We start from the raw sequence: 18,388 nt of genomic DNA on the forward strand, positions 1-18,388 counted from the left end.
GACAAAATATAAACGAGCTAAAATTTAACCTGCTTGAGCTACTTAAAAAGGAGCTGTAGGCTGCGGTAAAAGTTGCGCCTTAAAGAATTTTTGACGAATGTGGGCTTTAAGCGCGCCCGTATATGCGGGTAAATTTTATGTTTATTGCTCGTAAACGCCGCAAAAAGATAAAATTTAAGAAGGCGAAATGAATAAAATTTTTATTCTAGTATTTTTATGCTTCGGTGCATACGGTTGCGATCCCGCCGATCCGGTGCCGAATTTTATGGACTTTAACGACAAGGATCACGACGGCGCACTGAGCTTGCAGGAGTGGACGGCGAGCGAGGTGCCGTCTGGGCTGAGAGTAGAGCTAAACCTGCGCTCAGGCTCGGAATTTAAGAGGCTCGATGCTAATCGTGACGGTAAGATTAGCCTAGATGAGCTGGGAGCGAAACCGTCCGCAAAGATTTATTGGTCCGAAGATCCGTGCGCTTTTTGGCTGTGGAAGGATCAAAGCGGAGATGAAAATCAAGCCGCCGTCAAATAAGGCGCGCGTATGATGAAACAGCTTTTTGCTCGACGCTTATAACTAAGGCGACAGCTCGAAAAGGCCTAGGGGCAGAATGAAGCTGATTTTCGTTCGGCTTCGAATTGTGCGGTTTTATTCATAAATTTTATTTAGTACGAGCGGGTGTGGACCGGTTTTAGCTCGCGATCTGCGTAAAATTTATTTTGCGTGCGACAGGCGCCCGCGCGATCGCTCGCGCCCTGATTTGGCTAAATTTAAAGGAAAAGAATGAATATAATTTTTATGGGAACGCCCGAGTATGCGGCTAAAATTTTACGCGCGCTTGCGAAGGCAAAATTTGAGATCGTGGCCGTCTTTACGCAGCCTGATAAGCCCGTCGGTAGGAAGCAAATTTTAACTCCGAGCGAGGTTAAAGTTTATGCACAGCAGCACCTTCCCACCGCGCCGATCTTTCAGCCTGCGACTTTAAGAGACGAGGCGGTCACGGTGCAGATAAAAGAGCTAAAGCCTGATTTTATCGTGGTTGCCGCATACGGTAAAATTTTACCGCAGGCTATCCTTGATATCGCGCCTTGCATAAACCTGCACGCCTCGATCCTACCAAAATACCGCGGCGCAAGCCCGATCCAAAGCGCGATTTTGGCGGGCGAGAAGCAGACTGGCGTGACGGCGATGTTGATGGACGCGGGGCTTGACACGGGCGATATGCTTGATTTTGCCTACACGCCTTGCGAGGATAAAACGGCGGCGCAGCTGTTTGACGAACTCGGGGATTTGGCGGGCGAGCTGATCGTGCGAGTGCTGCAAAATTTTGCAAATTTAACGCCGCTAAAGCAAGAGGACGCGCAGGCCACGCACTGCAAAAAGATAAGCAAATCCGACGGGCTTTTTGGCTTTGAGCAGAGCGCGGAGCAAATTTATAATAAATTTCGCGCGCTAACGCCCTGGCCCGGGATTTATCTAGCCAGTGGGCTAAAAATTTTGAATCTAAAATATCTCTGCGGGCGCGAAGACGAGCGCCGCAAGCCCGGCGAAATCATATTTGACGGCAAATATTACATTTACGTCGCATGCGGGGAGGGCGCTTTATGTATAGAAACCGTGCAAGAGCCCGGCAAAAAGCCTGTGGACGCTAGTGCGTATCTAAACGGTAAGCGCCTTGGCATCGGCGATATAGTGTCGTAAATTTGAGCTGAGCGAAGCTTACCTTGTAAATTGAACGATGCGAATGCGCTTGCAATGTAAAATAAAACAGCAAATTTAAAAGGAATAAAATTTGAGAATAGAGTTCGCAGATAGCGTCTCTTCTACGCAAAAAGTTTTGGTTGAAGGGCTACGAAACGGCGAAATACAGCCGCCTTTTGCGCTAGTGGCAAAAGAGCAGACGCAGGGTATCGGCAGCAGAAACAACGTGTGGAGCGGGCTAGAAGGTAATCTATTTTTTTCATTTTGTATGAGCGAAACGGCGCTGCCAGGTGATCTAAAGGGCGAGTCGGCGTCGATTTACTTTTCGGTGATAATGCGCGAAGTGCTCGCGGCTCGCGGCTCTCAAATTTGGCTAAAATGGCCGAATGATTTTTATATCAACGATAAAAAAATCGGCGGAACCTTGACGACGAGAGTTGGCGAAATTTACGTTTGCGGTATGGGTATAAATCTAAAAAACGCACCCGAAAACGCCGGAATTTTAGATATAGACGTAAGTCCTAGCGCCGCGGTCGGGGAGTTTTGCAAGAGGCTACAAGCGGCTCCGTCTTGGGCGGAAGTTTTTAAAAAATTTGAGGGCGAATTTGAAAAATCAAGAGAATTTATCACGCACTTTGAGGGCGAAGAAGTCGCGCTCAAAGACGCCAGACTCCTACCAGACGGCTCTTTGGATATAGGGGGGCGAAGGGTTTTTTCTCTTAGGTAGATTTATTAAATTTTAAACAAACGATAGGCGTATACGCCGCAAAAATCTTTCAGAAAATTTAAAGCACAAACTAAACTTATACAAAGTAAGTTTTTTGTAAAATAAATCAAAACAAAATCTGGAAAAAAATATGTGTGAAGTTATAACCATAGCAAATCAAAAAGGCGGCGTCGGAAAGACGACTACGGCGGTAAATTTAGCCGCATCCTTAGCCGTCGCCGAAAAAAAAGTTTTACTCATCGATATCGATCCGCAGGCGAACGCGACGACCGGAATGGGCTTTAGTAGAAACGACTACGAGTATAATATCTATCACGTTTTAACAGGTCGTAAAAAACTCTCGCAAATCGTGCTAAAAACCGAGATACCGACGCTTTTTCTAGCGCCTTCAAACATCGGTCTCGTGGGTATAGAGCAAGAACTAAGCGAGCAAAATAAAGACTATCAAAAAATCCTAAAAAGCAAGATCGAAGAGGTCGAAGGGCAGTATGATTTTATCATCATCGATAGTCCCCCGGCTCTAGGCAGCATCACCGTAAACGCCCTAAGTGCTAGCGATAGCGTGATAATCCCGATACAGTGCGAATTTTACGCGCTAGAGGGGTTGGCGCAGATATTAAATACCGTGAAAATAATCAAAAAAACGATTAATAAAAAACTAACGATAAAAGGATTTTTGCCGACGATGTACAGCTCGCAAAATAACCTAGCAAAAGAAACCGTCGCAAATTTAAAGCAGCATTTTGAAGATAAGCTTTTTAAGAGTAAAGAGACCGACGACGGCTTTGTTATAGTGCCTAGAAACGTAAAGCTCGCCGAAAGTCCTAGCTTTGGTAAGCCTGTGATTTTATACGATATAAAATCACCAGGTTCGGTAGCGTATCAAAATTTAGCTTGCTGTATTTTAGGATAAAAGATGGCTAAAAAGGGAGGATTAGGGCGCGGACTAGAGGCAATTTTGGGCGATGTGGAGCTTGCGTACAAAGCTGAGTTAAACGAGGGCAACAGCGATATAGTAAAGGATATCGATCTAGATCTGATCGTCGAAAACCCGTATCAGCCGCGTAAAAATTTCGACGAAACTGCACTAAGGGAGCTTAGCGAAAGTATCAAAAGGCACGGACTTATACAGCCCATCATCGTCATAGAAAAAGACGGCGGATATATGCTGATCGCGGGCGAGAGGAGATTTCGCGCGACTAAGATGCTAGGCGAAAGCAAGATAAGGGCCATAGTCGCCGATATCGAGAGCCAAAGCTTGCGCGAGTTAGCGCTCATAGAAAATATCCAAAGAGAGGACCTAAATCCGATCGAGCTTGCAAATTCTTATAGAGAGCTCATAGACGAATATAAAATTACGCAGGACGGGCTCGCAAACATCATCCACAAAAGCAGAGTTCAGATAACAAATACGATGAGACTTTTGAGCCTTAGCGCCGTGACGCAAGAGTATATAAAAGAAGGCAAACTAACGCAAGGGCATGCCAAAGTCATCGTAGGTCTTGAGCCAAACGACGAAAAAACAGCGGTCGATACTATCATCGGGCAGCGCCTTAGCGTGCGCGAGACGGAAAATTTGGTAAAAAATTTAAAAAATAAATTGCCGCCTAAAACAGCGCTTAAGTTAGACGAAAGATATCTAGAAAGACTTGCAAATTTAAAAGAGATTTTTTCTAAATTTGACGTACCGGTTAAGATAAAAGGCAAAAAAATCACTATCGAGTTTGATGATGTAGCTGATATCGATAGGCTAATAAACAAGATAAAATAAAATAATTGTTTAAATTTAGCTTGTTTTATCCTTTTTTTTTGTAAAATAAGCACGATTTTATTATGCTTAAGAAAATATTAAACTTTAAGGAGATTTGATGTTGGAAATTAATTTGCCGCTAGTCGTCCTAACGGCAGTTATTTTTCTAGGGCTTATCGCCGTTTTAAATTCCATCCTTTACAAGCCTCTACTTAAATTTATAGACGCTAGAAACGATGCGATAAAAAACGACGAAGAGAGCGCTAGTAAAAATACGAGCGATCTTGGCGTGTACGAAGCGCAGATAGAACAGCTCATAGCCGCTGCAAGAAGCGAGGCGGGCAAAATAAAGCAAGAGGCTATCAATGTCGCAAAAGACGCGGCCGCTAAGATAGTCAGCGAAAAGCGCGGAGTTTTGGAGGCCGATTATGACGCATTTATCCAAAATTTAAACGCTCAAAAGACCGATTTTAGAGCTGATTTACAGCAAAAATTGCCTGAACTTCAAGCTGCTTTAAAAGCAAAACTCGCAAGGATTTAATATGAAAAGCAAAATTTTACTTTTATTATGTCCTTTTGTTTTGATGGCGGACGGCGGATACGACATCGTACCTAGAACGATAAACTTTATCGTTTTTGCCGCAATTTTGTATTATTTCATCGCAAACCCTATCAAGAACGCATATAAGGGAAGAATCGCCGGTATCGCGGCAAGACTTGATAATATCGAGCAAAAACTAAAAGACTCAAAGGCCAAAAAAGACGACGCTCTAAGACGCGTAGAAGAGGCTAAAGCAAATGCCGCTAGCCTAGTAGAAACCGCTAGAAAAGAGGCCGTTTTGATCTCTGAACGCATCAAGGAAGAGACTAGACAAGAGGTCGCAAATCTGGAGAAAAGCTTCCAAGATCAAAAAGAATTTGAAAAAAGACGCATGGTTAAGTCTGTCGTGGGTGAAATTTTAAATGAAATTTTTGCAAGCGACAGCGTCAAAATGGATCAAAATGAGCTCATCAATATCATGCTTAAAAGGGTCGGCTGATGAAAGAACTTATCGCAAAAAAATACGTAAAAGCTCTAGTTAGCGACCTTAGCAAGGATGAGTTTAACAACTTTACCGCTAAGCTACAAGAGATCGCAAATGCATTTTCAAATGAAAAATTTCAAAATATCATCGTTTCGCCGAATTTAAAAAATAGCCAAAAAGCGGATTTTGTCCTATCTTTAGTTGGTGGGGCGGATCAGAAATTTGTAAATTTCATAAAACTGCTCGGCGAAAACAAAAGACTTGATATTTTGCCTAATATCGTTTCGGAGCTTTTGGCGCAAAAATCGAAAATGGACAATGTTTTTTACGGCAAAATTTACGGCAGTTCGCAGATTAGCCAGGCTCAAATTTCAGAGCTTGAAAGTAGCTTTTCTAAGAAATTTAACGCAAAAATTATTTTAGAGCCGGTAAAAAGCGATTACAACGGTATCAAGATCGAGCTAGACGATTTGGGCGTGGAGGCTAGCTTTTCGGTAGATAGGCTAAAAGCCCAAATGAGCGAATACATATTAAAAGCAATATAAAGGAGAAAAAGCGTGAGTGCAAAAATAAAAGCAGATGAAATCAGCGCCATCATCAAGGAAAGGATTGAAAATTTCAACCTTAACGTCGATGTAAACGAGACGGGCAAGGTTATATCCGTAGCCGACGGCGTTGCTAACGTTTACGGCCTAAAAAACGTTATGGCCGGCGAGATGGTCGAGTTTGAGAATGGCGAAAAAGGCATGGCTCTAAACCTAGAGGAAAGCAGCGTCGGTATCGTTATCTTGGGTAAAACGGACGGTATCAAAGAGGGTTCGAGCGTAAAACGCCTAGCTAAGCTTTTGCGCGTTCCTGTCGGCGATGCTTTGATAGGCCGCGTCGTAAATTCACTCGGCGAGCCGATAGACGCCAAAGGCCCGATCGAAGCTAGCGAGACTAGATTCGTCGAGGAAAAAGCAAAAGGCATCATGGCTAGAAAGAGCGTTCATGAACCGCTTCAAACAGGTATCAAAGCTATCGATGCGCTAGTGCCGATCGGCCGCGGACAACGCGAGCTCATAATCGGCGACCGCCAAACAGGTAAAACTACCGTCGCGATAGACACCATCATCAACCAAAAAGGTCAAGACGTTATTTGTATCTACGTAGCGATCGGACAAAAACAATCAACGGTTGCTCAAGTCGTTAAAAAACTCGAAGAGTACGGCGCTATGGAGTACACTATCGTGGTAAATGCCGGTGCTTCCGACGCTGCTGCGCTTCAGTACCTGGCTCCTTATGCGGGCGTAACTATGGGTGAATATTTCAGAGATAACTCTCGTCACGCCCTAATCATCTACGACGATCTTTCAAAACACGCTGTCGCATACCGCGAAATGAGCTTGATTCTTCGCAGACCGCCGGGCCGCGAAGCTTATCCAGGCGACGTTTTCTACCTACACTCTCGCTTGCTAGAGCGCGCATCTAAGCTAAATGATAAGTTAGGTGCAGGTTCTCTAACGGCTCTTCCTATTATCGAGACTCAAGCTGGCGACGTTTCGGCGTATATTCCGACAAACGTTATTTCTATCACAGACGGCCAAATTTTCCTTGAGTCCGATCTATTTAACTCAGGTATCCGCCCTGCAATCAACGTCGGTCTTTCGGTTTCTCGCGTCGGCGGCGCAGCTCAGATAAAGGCGACCAAGCAAGTTTCTGGAACATTAAGACTTGACCTTGCGCAATATCGTGAACTTCAAGCGTTTGCACAGTTTGCGAGCGACCTTGACGAAAGCTCTAGAAAACAGCTCGAGCGCGGTCAGAGGATGGTTGAGGTGCTAAAACAGCCTCCTTACAGCCCGCTCGCAGTTGAAAAGCAAGTCGTTATCATCTTTGCCGGTACGAAAGGCTATCTAGACGACATTCCGACCGTAGCTGTTACAAAATTTGAAGCTGAGCTTTATCCTTATATTGAGGCGAAGTATCCTGAAATTTTCGAGCAAATTCGAACCAAAAAAGCACTTGACAAAGAAATCGAGGAGCTTTTGCACAAGGCGCTAAAAGACTTTAAAGCGACGTTTGCCGCTAACTAAGGCTAGAATATGTCAAATTTAAAAGATATAAAACGAAAGATCAAGAGCGTCCAAAACACCCAAAAGACGACGCGTGCGATGAAGCTGGTATCTACGGCTAAACTTCGCAAGGCTGAAGAAGCTGCTCGTCACTCTAGGGTTTATGCGCTCAAGATCAACGAAGTTTTATCTGAAATCGCCTACAAGATTAATCAATATCGCTCCGTAAATGCCGAGAGTAAATTTTTCGACGTTAAGGAGAATATCGAGAAGGTTGATATTATATTCGTTACCGCGGACAAGGGTCTTTGCGGCGGTTTTAATATTCAGACTATTAAAACCGTTAGAAATATGATTAACGAATTTAAGGCGAAAAAAGTAAAGATAAGACTCCGTGCGGTAGGTAAAAAAGGTATAGAATTTTTTAGCTTCCAGGGTATAAATTTGCTTGAAAAATACGTCGGCGTGAGCTCGTCTCCAACCTATGAGAAAGCTCAAAATATCATAAAAGACGCGATAGACGACTTTATAAGCGGTGCGACTGATAAGGTTATTTTGGTGCACAACGGCTATAATAATATGATCTCTCAGCAAATTCGCATAAACGACATCGTGCCGGTCGAGCCGCCAAAACTCGTCGAAGTCGAGACGAATTCTTTGATGGAATTTGAGCCGAGCGACGACGGTAAAATTTTAAACGAACTGCTTACGAAGTATTTCGAGTATAGTATGTATTACGCTTTAGTCGATAGCCTCGCAGCCGAACATAGCGCCAGGATGCAAGCCATGGATAATGCGACCAACAACGCTAAAGAGCGCGTCGCGCAGCTAAAACTATCGTATAACAAGGCTCGCCAAGAGTCTATCACCACTGAGCTTATCGAGATCATCAGTGGCGTCGAATCAATGAAATAATTAAGGAGTATGGATGAAAGGTATCATTTCTCAGGTAATGGGTCCGGTAGTCGACGTCGATTTCACGGATTACTTACCCAAGATTAACGAAGCCGTCGAAGTAAATTTTGAGGTTGAGGGCAAGCAAAATAGACTTGTGCTAGAGGTTGCCGCGCACCTTGGCGATAACCGCGTAAGAACTATCGCTATGGACATGAGTGAAGGCTTAACTAGAGGCCTTGAGGCTACGGCTTTAGGCGCGCCTATTAGCGTTCCGGTCGGCGAAAAAGTTTTGGGAAGAATTTTTAACGTCGTCGGCGATCTAATCGACGAGGGTGAAGGTGTAGAATTTGACAAAAAATGGTCTATTCACCGCGATCCTCCGCCGTTTGAAGAGCAAAGCACGAAGAGTGAAATTTTCGAAACGGGCATAAAGGTAGTTGACCTTTTGGCTCCTTACGCAAAGGGTGGTAAAGTCGGACTATTCGGCGGCGCCGGCGTCGGTAAGACGGTTATTATCATGGAGCTTATTCACAACGTTGCATTTAAACACAGCGGTTACTCCGTATTTGCTGGCGTCGGCGAGCGAACTCGTGAAGGAAACGACCTTTATCACGAGATGAAAGAAAGTAATGTTTTGGACAAAGTCGCCTTGTGCTATGGCCAGATGAACGAGCCACCAGGGGCAAGAAACCGTATCGCTCTAACAGGTCTTACAATGGCTGAGTATTTCCGCGACGAGATGGGACTTGACGTTTTGATGTTCATTGATAACATCTTCCGTTTCTCTCAGTCTGGCGCAGAGATGTCGGCGCTTCTTGGACGTATCCCGTCTGCCGTTGGTTATCAGCCGACTTTGGCGAGCGAAATGGGTAAATTCCAAGAGAGAATTACGTCAACCAAAAAAGGTTCGATCACGTCGGTTCAGGCCGTTTATGTTCCTGCGGACGACCTTACCGACCCGGCTCCTGCAACCGTTTTTGCGCACCTTGACGCGACTACCGTTCTAAACAGAGCTATTGCAGAAAAGGGAATTTATCCTGCGGTGGATCCGCTTGATTCGACATCAAGAATGCTCGATCCTCAAATTTTAGGCGGCGAACACTATAAAGTAGCTCGCGGCGTACAGGCGGTTTTACAAAAATATAAAGATCTTCAAGATATCATCGCAATCCTCGGTATGGACGAGCTTAGCGAAGAAGATAAGGTTACGGTCGATCGCGCTAGAAAGATTGAGAGATTTTTATCTCAGCCGTTCTTCGTTGCAGAGGTGTTTACGGGAAGTCCCGGTAAATACGTAAGCCTTGAGGAAAATATCGCCGGCTTTAAGGGAATTTTAGAAGGAAAATATGACGATTTGCCAGAAAACGCATTTTATATGGTAGGAAATATCGACGAAGCGATAGCGAAAGCCGAGAAACTTAAGGCCTAAATTTAAAGGAAAAGTAATGGATAAATTACATTTAGAAATCGTTACGCCTGAGGGTTTAGTGTTTTCAAACGATATTAAAAGCGTAGTTTTGCCGGGCAGTGAGGGCGAGTTTGGGGTTTTGCCCGGACACGCCTCGCTTATATCGCTTTTAAAGGCCGGCGTTATAGACATTGAGAGCGAAGATAAAAGCCATGATGCCGTAGCGATAAACTGGGGATATGCCGAGATAAACGAAGGCAAGGCGACCATCCTTGCCGACGGCGCCGTTCACGTGTCGGGAAATTCCGAGAGCGAGATAGCAAATTCATTACAAAAGGCAAAGGATTTAATTGCCAGTATGAGTAGTGAGAACAACGCTATGGCTGCTACTGTGGCAAAACTAGACAGCATGGCTCGGGCAAGATAGTGGCTGGACTTGATATTTTTTTAAACTACTTATCTAGAAGTAGTTTTATTACTATATTCGTGCTTAGCTGGCTTTCTTTTTATTTCATTATAAGCCTTACTATACTGTTTTCTCGTATGGCAGGGCTTAGGTCATGGCAAAAAAAAGAACAAAATGCTCTTGAGTCGTTATTAATGGGCGGGTCTAAACATGTTTTAAACGAATCCATTTTAAAGCGGTTCGTAAGCGGCTCGATATCTAGAGAGAAGCTCTCGGTCGCCGTTAGTATCGCTGAGCGAAATGCGACCAGCGGTATTACTTGGCTTAGTATAGTTGCCTCTACGTCGCCTTTCATTGGACTTTTTGGTACGGTTGTTTCTATCTTGGAGACCTTTTCTCAGCTTGGACAAGGCGGCGGAAATTCTTCTCTAAATGTTATCGCTCCTGCCATCAGCGAGGCGCTAGTGGCAACCGGAGCGGGTATATTTGTAGCGATACCTGCTTATACGTTTAGCTTGCTTATCAAGAGGAAAGCTTACGAGCTTATGGGCGTGATTAAGCGAGAGGTGGATATTCTCGTAACGCTTAAAGAAGATCAATGATAAATCTTGACGAAACCCCGGAGTTAAACATAACTCCGCTTGTGGATATCATGCTAGTTTTGCTGGCGATTCTTATGGTTACTACGCCTACCATTGTTTACGATGAGCAAATTTTATTGCCGGACGGCTCAAAAACTAAAGCCTCTTCAGCCCAAAAAAAGGATTTAACCGTTATCGTGGATGCTACAAAAAAGGTTAGGATAGATCAAAGCACTATGGATTTGCGTGAGCTTCCCGATAACATCGTACTTATCGGGGCAAGATACGATAAAAATTCGCCCGTTTACATCAAGGCCGATAAAAGTCTTATATATGACGATGTAATGTTTGTTTTAAAAAGCGTAAAAAACGCTGGTTTTACAAAGGTAGCGCTTCAGACTAATGGATAAATTTGACCTCAAATTTAACACTTCCGGCTACTTTGTGCTGTCGGCTTTTCTTTATTTTTGCATAATAATTGGTATTTTTATCAAGCTTACATACTTTAAGGAAGAGCCGAAAAAATATACCGATACTAAAGACGCCTTTATGGATATCATGATAGTCGAGCGTGAACCTGACGTTACCGTAAAAGCACCAGAGCCTAAAAAAGAGGTCGTAAAAGAAGAAAAACCACAGCCTATAAAAAAAGAGGAAGAGGTTAAAAAAGAAGAACCCAAACCTGATACCACCAACAAGCCGCCTGAGCCTGATCCTGTACCGCCAAAACCTGAAGAAAAAAAAGTTGAAGAGCCAAATTTAAAGGATTTATTCGGTAGTATCGATACCTCTAAACTAAAAGAGGATAAGGTTGCTAAGAAGAAAGAGCAATCCAAAGAGCAAAGTCGCAAAAAACCAGAAAAAGTCCAAATAAAAAGCCAGCAAAAAAAGGCTAGCGATGTAATTAATGCGCTTACTTTAGATCAGGTTGCCAAAACTCCAAAGTCGCAAATGACAGGTGAATATAACGAATATTTTGGCATGATTAGCAGAATTTTGCAGAGCAGATGGAGCGCTTATAAAGCTGATTCTAGCGATGAAGCGGAGGTTGAGATCGTCATCGACATTGACGGATCGTTTAGTTATGATATAAAAAAGTTATCGTATAATAGCGAATTTAACGACAAAGTTAGAGATTTCTTAGAGCGTATGACTTCTGAGAAATTTCCGCCGCCTACTCAGATAGGCAGAGCTGTTAGGCTCGGAACTAAATTGCAAGACAAACTAGAATAATGGAGGAACAATGAAGAAAATTTTACTTTTTCTTACTTTTGCGAGTTGGCTTTTTGCCGTTGATGCCACTATTTCGGTCGTCAACAAGGGCATGGCCTTACCAAAAATCGTGCTTCAAGACGCCACTACGGCCGTCGGAGATCAAACTTTTAAGGGTAAATTTCACAAAATTATGCTGGGAGACCTAAAGGTAAGCTCTGATTTTGAGGTCGTAGACGAGTATGTCGCAAGTAGCTATGAAGGTGACTCAAATACGAATGTCATGAGCGAAAAGGGTGCGCAACTAATTTTTAGATACGCGCTTGAAGGTTCGCCAAATTCGCCTCTTACTTTAAGAGTTAAGCTTATAAATGCAAAAACGGCAACTATCCAGTACGAGAAAATTTACAATATGAACGACGGAGCAAAGTATCCGTTTATCGCGCATAAAGCGATAGTCGAGCTTATTAACGAGCTAAAAATGCCTCCGGTTAACTGGATGGAGAAATTTATCATTTTCGCCAAGGGAACAGGCTCAAAACAAAGCGAGATCGTTATAGCCGACTATACTCTAACCTATCAAAAAGTACTTGTACGCGGCGGTTTAAATATATTTCCTAAATGGATAGGAGCCGACCAGAGAGCGTTTTACTACTCTGATTATAGCGGTAAAAATTTAGTGCTATATAGGTACGACGTCGCAAGCGGCCAAAAAACTAAAATTTTAGATAGCAAGGGCGGTATGCTTATAGCCTCCGACGTTAGTCAAAACGGCGATAAAATTTTGCTAACTATGGCGCCTCAAGATCAGCCCGATATCTATATATATGATTTAAATTCAAGAAGATTATCGCAGATAACAAACTACAGCGGTATCGACGTTAACGGCAATTTCGTAGACGGAGATAGGCGCGTAGTTTTTGTTTCAGATAGGCTCGGCTATCCGAATGTTTTTGCTCAAAACGTCGACGGAAGCGGTTTTGAGCAGATGGTTTTTCACGGTAAAAATAACAACTCCGTCAGCACTTATCAAAACTATATAGTTTATTCAAGTAGGGAAGACGGCAAGAGCAGTTTTGGCACGAGGGATTTTAATATCTATATGATTTCTACTCAAACCGATTACATTAGACAGCTTACCGCAAGCGGAAAAAATTTGTATCCTAGATTTTCTAGCGACGGACAAAGCGTAGTGTTTATAAAAGAGCTCGGCGGGCAGAGTTCTTTAGGTATAATTCGCGTGAACGAGAACAAAAGTTTTCAATTTCCATTAAAAATCGGTAAAATTCAGTCGATTGATTGGTAATATTTAGTAAATTTTATGATATAATAGCGATTAAATCTTATAAAAAGGATGAAAATGAAAAAAGTAGTTTTAGCTTCTGCTGCTGTGGCAGCTTTATTGTTGAGCGGTTGTAGCTCTAAAACCCCTGAAGTTGATATGAGCGCTGATGCTAATCAAAACACGAGCGGTATGAACTCAAGCGATAATATGATGAGCGATAGCGAGAGATTACAACAGTTAATTTCAAGTATCGAAGGTCAAGTTCAAACTGTGTATTTCGACTTTGATAAATTTAATATCAAAGGCGATATGCAGCCTGTTATCAATACAAATGCAGGCTTGTTTAATCAAGCGGACGCTCAAAACCTTTCTGTAAAAGTAGAAGGTAACTGCGACGAATGGGGTACCGATGAGTACAACTATGCCCTTGGCCTAAAAAGGGCGAAAGCTGCCAAAGACGCTCTAGTAAAACAAGGCGTTAATGCAGATAGAATAATGGTTGTAAGTTACGGCGAAAGCAATCCTGTTTGCACAGATAAATCAAAGGCTTGCGACGCTCAAAATAGACGCGCTGAATTTAAAGTTCTTCCATAATTTAGTTTTATGACAAATTTTAAAACTATCGTGGCTCTTTTTGCGGGAGTCACGCTCTCTTATTCTGCTTCCAATGAAATTTCGGTATTTGATGCTGGAAATTTAGATAGTTCTAGCCCTTATGGTTTGACTGATAATGAAAAAACGTTTCTAAAAAATAAACAAAACGTAGAAAACCTAAGTAGAAATATGGGCGATGTCGAGTCAAATTTAAATGCCATGCAAGAGCGCCTAGAAGGCTTACAAAGCGTTTTAGACGGGCTAAATTCAAGAATATCTAGGATAGAAAAAAGACTAAACGATCTCGAAGGAAACGACGGAAATTCTACCGCAAAAAGCGATTTTGAGGAGCTTAAAAAATACGTAGAAGAAAGTCGAAAAATACAAGAAGCCAATAATGCTAAAATCACCAAAGCCCTTAAAGATATGGGTGCCTTGATAGATAAGAGCAACGCTGTGCCCGCTACCACAAAAAAAAACGATGAAGACAAGCCGGTAGATAACAATAGCCCGGTTGCTGAGCCGCAAACTCCAAAGGCTGATTTTACTAAACAAAAAAATCAAGATGTGGCGAGCGAAGCCAAAAAGCTGTTTGACGCAGGCAAGCTTGACGATGCAAAAGCTAGATACGAGTATCTTTTAAGCAAAGATCATAAGCCTGCTATGGCAAATTTTTATCTCGGCGAGATAGCGTATCAGCAAAAAGCTTATAACAACGCCATAAAATACTACCAGCAAAGTATTCAGCTGTACGACAAAGCTGACTATACGCCAAAACTTCTTTATCACACAGCTATCAGCTTTGATAAGATAAAAGACACGGCAAGTGCGAATAAATTTTACAAAGCGCTAAAACTAGGCTATCCTGACAGCAAAGAAGCCAAAGCCGCACCCATTCGAAACTAAAACTTTTTTAATAAATTTAACGATATAATCACGTTATTTTCATAAATAGGAGAAAAACGTGAAAGAACAAGTTATAGCTATGTTTTATGAGCTAAAAGATGCAAAAACGGGCGAAATTTTAGAGTCCAATATGCAAGTAGGGCAGGAGATTTCTTTTTTAACGGGCCGCGGACACATCATTGAGAAGCTAGAAGAAGAGGTCGCCAAACTAGAAAAAGGCGAAACGAAGGTTATCATTATCCCAGCTGCGCAAGCTTGCGGCGAGTATGATTCTAGTGCCGTTCAGATGCTACCTAAAGAGCAATTTGCGGGCATAGAGCTAAAAGAGGGCATGGAGCTTTTCGGTCAAGGCGAGCACGGCGAGAGCGTACGCGTGATAGTAAAATCTATCGGCGAGGACGACGTGACGGTTGATTTTAACCACCCTTACGCGGGCAAAGATTTGGAGTTTAAGGTTCAAATTTTCGACAAACGCGACGCTACGCCGGACGAGATAGCTACGGGCATGGTAGCCGGCGCTCACGCATGCGGATGCAGCGGGCACGATCAAGACCATCATCACGGCGAGGGCGGTTGCTGCGGACACGGACACCATGACCACGGTCACCACCACGGCGACGGCGGATGCGGCTGCCACTAGGAGAGCCTAGATGAGAGCGGCGTTTATATTCCCGGGACAAGGCTCGCAAAGCGTCGGTATGGGTAAGGAAATTTACGAAAATTTCCGCCCGGCCGCCGAGCTTTTACAAAATGCAAGCGATAGCCTAAAAATCGACTTTTCAAATCTACTTTTCAACGAAAACGACCTCATAAACAGGAGCGAATTTACCCAGCCTGCCATCGTTTTAAACTCGCTTATGTGCTATCTCGCGCTAAAGCAAAGCGTAAATTTAGAGCCTAGCTTCGCGCTTGGCCACTCTTTGGGCGAGTTTAGCGCGCTTGCGGTTAGCGGTGCGTTTGATTTTGCGGGTGCGCTTAGGATCGTAAATTTGCGCGGTAAATTTATGCAAGAGGACTGCGCGGGCAAAGACGTGACGATGAGCGTTATTTTGGGTCTTAGCGACGAGACGGTCGAGCAAATTTGCAAAAACGCACAAGCGGACGGCCATCAAATTTACGCGGCGAATTACAACTGCGACGGTCAGATCGTGATCGCGGGACTAAAAGACGACATCGCCAAATTTGAGTCCGCGTTTAAAGAAGCGGGCGCTAAGCGCGTACTGCCTCTAAATATGTCCGTCATCAGCCACTGCCCGCTTTTAAAGAGCGCTAGCGAGAAGCTAACGGCGCAGCTAGAGCCAGCGTTGGCAGTTAAATTTGACCCGGTCGTTTCAAACGCGTCTGCGAAGCCTTACGGCACGAAAGACGAAGCGCTAAATTTGCTAAAAGCCCAGCTCGTTAGCCCCGTTTTATACAAACAAAGCATCAAAAGCATCGAAAACGAGGTCGATATTTTCGTGGAGTTCGGCGGTAGCGTGCTAAAAGGCATCAACAAAAAAATCACCGAGAAGCCGACATTTAGCGTCACCGATCTTGGCAGCCTTGAAGAGCTTTTAAAGGAGCTTAAATGATAGCGATCTTAGGCGCGATGCGCGAGGAGGTCGCTCCTCTGCTCGAGCGCATCAAGGATTACAAGGAGGTTAAGCACGCAAATAACGTATTTTACCTAGCAAACTTCGGCGGCAAAGAGCTTGTGATAGCCTACTCTAAGATCGGCAAGGTAAACGCCGCTCTTACCGCAAGCGCGATGATAGAGAAATTTGGTGCCAGTAAGCTACTCTTTACCGGCGTCGCAGGCGCGCTAAATCCAAATTTGAAAATCGGCGATATGCTTTACGCGACTAGCCTGGTGCAGCACGACGTCGATATAACGGCGTTTGGCCACCCTTACGGCTACGTGCCCGAGACCAGCATCTTTATCAAAAGCGACGACTCTCTAAACGCGTTAGCCTCTAGCGTCGCGGCCGAAAAAGGCATCGAGCTAAAAGGCGGAGTCATAGCCACGGGTGATCAGTTTATCTGCGATAATGCTAAAAAAGAGTGGCTAAAGGCAACCTTCAAAGCCGATGCGGCCGAGATGGAGGGCGCTAGCGTGGCGCTGGTTTGCGAGAGTCTTGGCGTGCCGTTTTTCGTGCTTCGCGCGATTAGTGACGAGGCGGGCGGCAGCGCGGAGTTTGACTTCGATAAATTTTTACAAGACTCGGCAAACGTGAGCGCGCAGTTTATGCTCGCTATGATCGAGCGGCTATGATAGAGCTTAGCAAGCGGCTGCTGCGCCAGGTCGGGCAGACCAACGCCAGATACCGCATGGTGCGCGGCGGGGATAAAATTTTGCTCGGTCTTAGCGGCGGCAAGGACAGCCTCGCGCTCGCGCACGTGCTAAAACACATGCAAAACGTCACGCCCGAAAAATTTGAGTTTAAGGCCGTGACGCTAAGCTACGGCATGGGCGAGGACTACGCCTATCTCACGCGCCACTGCGCCGAGCACGGCATCGAGCATGACGTGATCGATAGCTCGATATTTGAGATATCGAAGGACAAGATCCGCAAAAACTCCAGCTTTTGCAGCTTTTTCTCGCGTATGAGGCGCGGCTATCTCTACACCTACGCGCTCGAGCACGGTTTTAACAAGCTCGCCATCGCCCACCACCTCGACGACGCGGTCGAGAGCTTTTTTATGAATTTTACTTATAACGGCGCGCTGCGAACGCTTGCTCCAAAATACGTCGCGGCAAACGGTATCGAGGTTATCAGGCCGTTTATATTCGTGCGCGAAAGACAGCTACGCGAAAACGCCGTGCGAAACGGACTTACGGTTATCGGCGACGAGGCGTGTCCGGCGATGCGATTTGATATCAAGATGCCTCACGCTAGAGCCGAAACCAAGGAGCTTTTGGCAAATTTAGAAAAGCAAAATCCAAAGCTCTTCGTCTCGCTAAAGGCTGCTTTTGAAAACATCCACAGCGATACGTTTTTCGCCGCTCAGGCGCAAAATTTAGAAGAATGCGACGATTGATACTCGTAAATTTATCCGCTTTGGATGGCTGCTGATTTTGGTTGGAGCGGGCTTGGCTTAACGCTAATTTTATGCCGGATTTTGGCTATTTGACGTTTTTGTCAATTTTAAGCGAAATAAAATTCGGCAACTTTGTCCCTTTATCTCGTGTATTTAGAGATTTAAAACGGCAAATTTTAGCTACTTGCCCATTTGTGCCGCATCTGGTTGGAGTTACCGAATTAAGCGACGATGCGACCGTTTTTGATAGATCTAGCGAAATTTTAGCAAATTTTGCAAAAATCAATCAAGCTACAAAATTATAAGCCTTGCGTCGATAAAATTTGTAGGAGTGTCCAAAAGTAAAATTTGCTCGAATGTCGAATATACTAAAGGTACTCTGGCAAAACCCAGCCTAATAATCTGTTTTAGCGTCAAATTATAGACTAACGACCTTGTATATATATATTCGTCGCAGCATCGCTATAAAACCACATTGTCTCCAAAAAGACCGTTATAGTTATGACCAATAGCAAATGAGAAATTTACTACCGCATGAAAAAATCAAAAACTGTATACCAAAATTAGGATTTTGCCGTAACTCTGCCTAAATCTAACTAAATCATATTTTCTATTCTTACCGATAAATTTCATTTTTATTTTTTTTTGATATAATCGCACGTATTCTTAAAAGGTTTTTAAACCGTAACGCACGCTAAATTTAGGTATCAAATATCGATATGTCTAGCGCCGATTTGTCGGTTTATAAAGCATTCCAAGCTTAGATTTAACCCGCCTTTAAGACGTCAAACCATAACTAAGAACATTAAAAGGAGTCCACATGGCAGTA

General features: G+C 43.9%; 23 protein-coding genes. All 23 read left to right on the top strand.

Annotated elements, in window-relative coordinates; all coding sequences use genetic code 11:
- Positions 1–187: 187 nt before the first annotated feature.
- The gene (locus QZ157_RS09460; RefSeq protein ID WP_295144875.1) at positions 188–529 is read left to right on the top strand and encodes a hypothetical protein; all 342 of its coding nucleotides are present in this window, start codon (positions 188–190) and stop codon (positions 527–529) included.
- A 249-nt stretch (positions 530–778) separates the two neighbouring features.
- The gene (gene fmt / locus QZ157_RS09465) at positions 779–1,696 is read left to right on the top strand and encodes a methionyl-tRNA formyltransferase (protein ID WP_295144878.1); all 918 of its coding nucleotides are present in this window, start codon (positions 779–781) and stop codon (positions 1,694–1,696) included.
- A gap of 91 nt (positions 1,697–1,787) precedes the next feature.
- Positions 1,788–2,423 (top strand): biotin--[acetyl-CoA-carboxylase] ligase, encoded by a 636-nt coding sequence (locus QZ157_RS09470; protein WP_295144880.1) that lies wholly within the window; start codon positions 1,788–1,790, stop codon positions 2,421–2,423.
- Positions 2,424–2,553: 130 nt separating this feature from the next.
- Positions 2,554–3,336, top strand: a complete 783-nt coding sequence (locus tag QZ157_RS09475; protein ID WP_295144882.1) for an AAA family ATPase — start codon at positions 2,554–2,556, stop codon at positions 3,334–3,336.
- 3 nt (positions 3,337–3,339) lie between these two features.
- Complete coding sequence (locus tag QZ157_RS09480) at positions 3,340–4,194, top strand: ParB/RepB/Spo0J family partition protein (RefSeq protein WP_295144884.1); 855 nt, start codon at positions 3,340–3,342, stop codon at positions 4,192–4,194.
- 97 nt (positions 4,195–4,291) lie between these two features.
- Entirely contained in the window at positions 4,292–4,714 is a 423-nt protein-coding gene (locus QZ157_RS09485) for a FoF1 ATP synthase subunit B' (protein WP_295144887.1), read from the top strand.
- A 1-nt stretch (position 4,715) separates the two neighbouring features.
- Complete coding sequence (locus tag QZ157_RS09490; RefSeq protein ID WP_295144890.1) at positions 4,716–5,213, top strand: F0F1 ATP synthase subunit B; 498 nt, start codon at positions 4,716–4,718, stop codon at positions 5,211–5,213.
- Positions 5,213–5,743, top strand: a complete 531-nt coding sequence (locus tag QZ157_RS09495; protein WP_295144893.1) for a F0F1 ATP synthase subunit delta — start codon at positions 5,213–5,215, stop codon at positions 5,741–5,743. Before QZ157_RS09490 ends, QZ157_RS09495 begins: the two co-directional genes overlap by 1 nt.
- Before the next feature lie 12 nt (positions 5,744–5,755).
- On the top strand, positions 5,756–7,273 hold the full coding sequence (atpA, locus tag QZ157_RS09500; protein WP_295144897.1) for a F0F1 ATP synthase subunit alpha: 1,518 nt from the start codon (positions 5,756–5,758) through the stop codon (positions 7,271–7,273).
- A gap of 9 nt (positions 7,274–7,282) precedes the next feature.
- Positions 7,283–8,167: an ATP synthase F1 subunit gamma gene (gene atpG, locus QZ157_RS09505; RefSeq protein ID WP_009494955.1), complete on the top strand. Its 885-nt coding sequence runs from the start codon at positions 7,283–7,285 to the stop codon at positions 8,165–8,167.
- A 13-nt stretch (positions 8,168–8,180) separates the two neighbouring features.
- The gene (gene atpD / locus QZ157_RS09510; protein WP_002947477.1) at positions 8,181–9,578 is read left to right on the top strand and encodes a F0F1 ATP synthase subunit beta; all 1,398 of its coding nucleotides are present in this window, start codon (positions 8,181–8,183) and stop codon (positions 9,576–9,578) included.
- 16 nt (positions 9,579–9,594) lie between these two features.
- Positions 9,595–9,984: an ATP synthase F1 subunit epsilon gene (atpC, locus tag QZ157_RS09515; protein WP_295144903.1), complete on the top strand. Its 390-nt coding sequence runs from the start codon at positions 9,595–9,597 to the stop codon at positions 9,982–9,984.
- On the top strand, positions 9,984–10,565 hold the full coding sequence (locus tag QZ157_RS09520) for a MotA/TolQ/ExbB proton channel family protein (protein WP_295144906.1): 582 nt from the start codon (positions 9,984–9,986) through the stop codon (positions 10,563–10,565). The genes atpC and QZ157_RS09520 overlap by 1 nt, the downstream gene beginning before the upstream one ends.
- Complete coding sequence (locus tag QZ157_RS09525) at positions 10,562–10,954, top strand: biopolymer transporter ExbD (RefSeq protein WP_295144909.1); 393 nt, start codon at positions 10,562–10,564, stop codon at positions 10,952–10,954. Before QZ157_RS09520 ends, QZ157_RS09525 begins: the two co-directional genes overlap by 4 nt.
- The gene (locus QZ157_RS09530; protein WP_295144912.1) at positions 10,947–11,777 is read left to right on the top strand and encodes a TonB C-terminal domain-containing protein; all 831 of its coding nucleotides are present in this window, start codon (positions 10,947–10,949) and stop codon (positions 11,775–11,777) included. The genes QZ157_RS09525 and QZ157_RS09530 overlap by 8 nt, the downstream gene beginning before the upstream one ends.
- A 10-nt stretch (positions 11,778–11,787) precedes the next feature.
- A complete protein-coding gene (gene tolB, locus QZ157_RS09535; RefSeq protein WP_295144915.1) occupies positions 11,788–13,062 on the top strand; it encodes a Tol-Pal system protein TolB in 1,275 nt (424 codons plus the stop codon).
- A gap of 54 nt (positions 13,063–13,116) precedes the next feature.
- Positions 13,117–13,635, top strand: coding sequence for an OmpA family protein (locus QZ157_RS09540; RefSeq protein WP_295144917.1), 519 nt, complete (start codon positions 13,117–13,119; stop codon positions 13,633–13,635).
- 9 nt (positions 13,636–13,644) lie between these two features.
- On the top strand, positions 13,645–14,541 hold the full coding sequence (locus QZ157_RS09545; RefSeq protein WP_295144920.1) for a tetratricopeptide repeat protein: 897 nt from the start codon (positions 13,645–13,647) through the stop codon (positions 14,539–14,541).
- A 58-nt stretch (positions 14,542–14,599) separates the two neighbouring features.
- A complete protein-coding gene (locus QZ157_RS09550) occupies positions 14,600–15,181 on the top strand; it encodes a peptidylprolyl isomerase (RefSeq protein WP_295144923.1) in 582 nt (193 codons plus the stop codon).
- Between the two features lie 10 nt (positions 15,182–15,191).
- Entirely contained in the window at positions 15,192–16,112 is a 921-nt protein-coding gene (gene fabD, locus QZ157_RS09555; protein WP_295144925.1) for an ACP S-malonyltransferase, read from the top strand.
- A complete protein-coding gene (locus tag QZ157_RS09560; protein WP_295144927.1) occupies positions 16,109–16,792 on the top strand; it encodes a 5'-methylthioadenosine/adenosylhomocysteine nucleosidase in 684 nt (227 codons plus the stop codon). Before fabD ends, QZ157_RS09560 begins: the two co-directional genes overlap by 4 nt.
- The gene (locus tag QZ157_RS09565; protein ID WP_295144928.1) at positions 16,789–17,559 is read left to right on the top strand and encodes an ATP-binding protein; all 771 of its coding nucleotides are present in this window, start codon (positions 16,789–16,791) and stop codon (positions 17,557–17,559) included. The genes QZ157_RS09560 and QZ157_RS09565 overlap by 4 nt, the downstream gene beginning before the upstream one ends.
- A gap of 71 nt (positions 17,560–17,630) precedes the next feature.
- Positions 17,631–17,864 carry a hypothetical protein gene (locus tag QZ157_RS09570; protein ID WP_295144931.1) on the top strand — a complete coding sequence of 78 codons (234 nt, stop codon included), beginning with the start codon at positions 17,631–17,633 and terminating at the stop codon, positions 17,862–17,864.
- Positions 17,865–18,388: the final 524 nt, after the last annotated feature.

Origin of the sequence: uncultured Campylobacter sp., from assembly GCF_905372745.1 — a bacterium.
Lineage (GTDB): Bacteria > Campylobacterota > Campylobacteria > Campylobacterales > Campylobacteraceae > Campylobacter_A.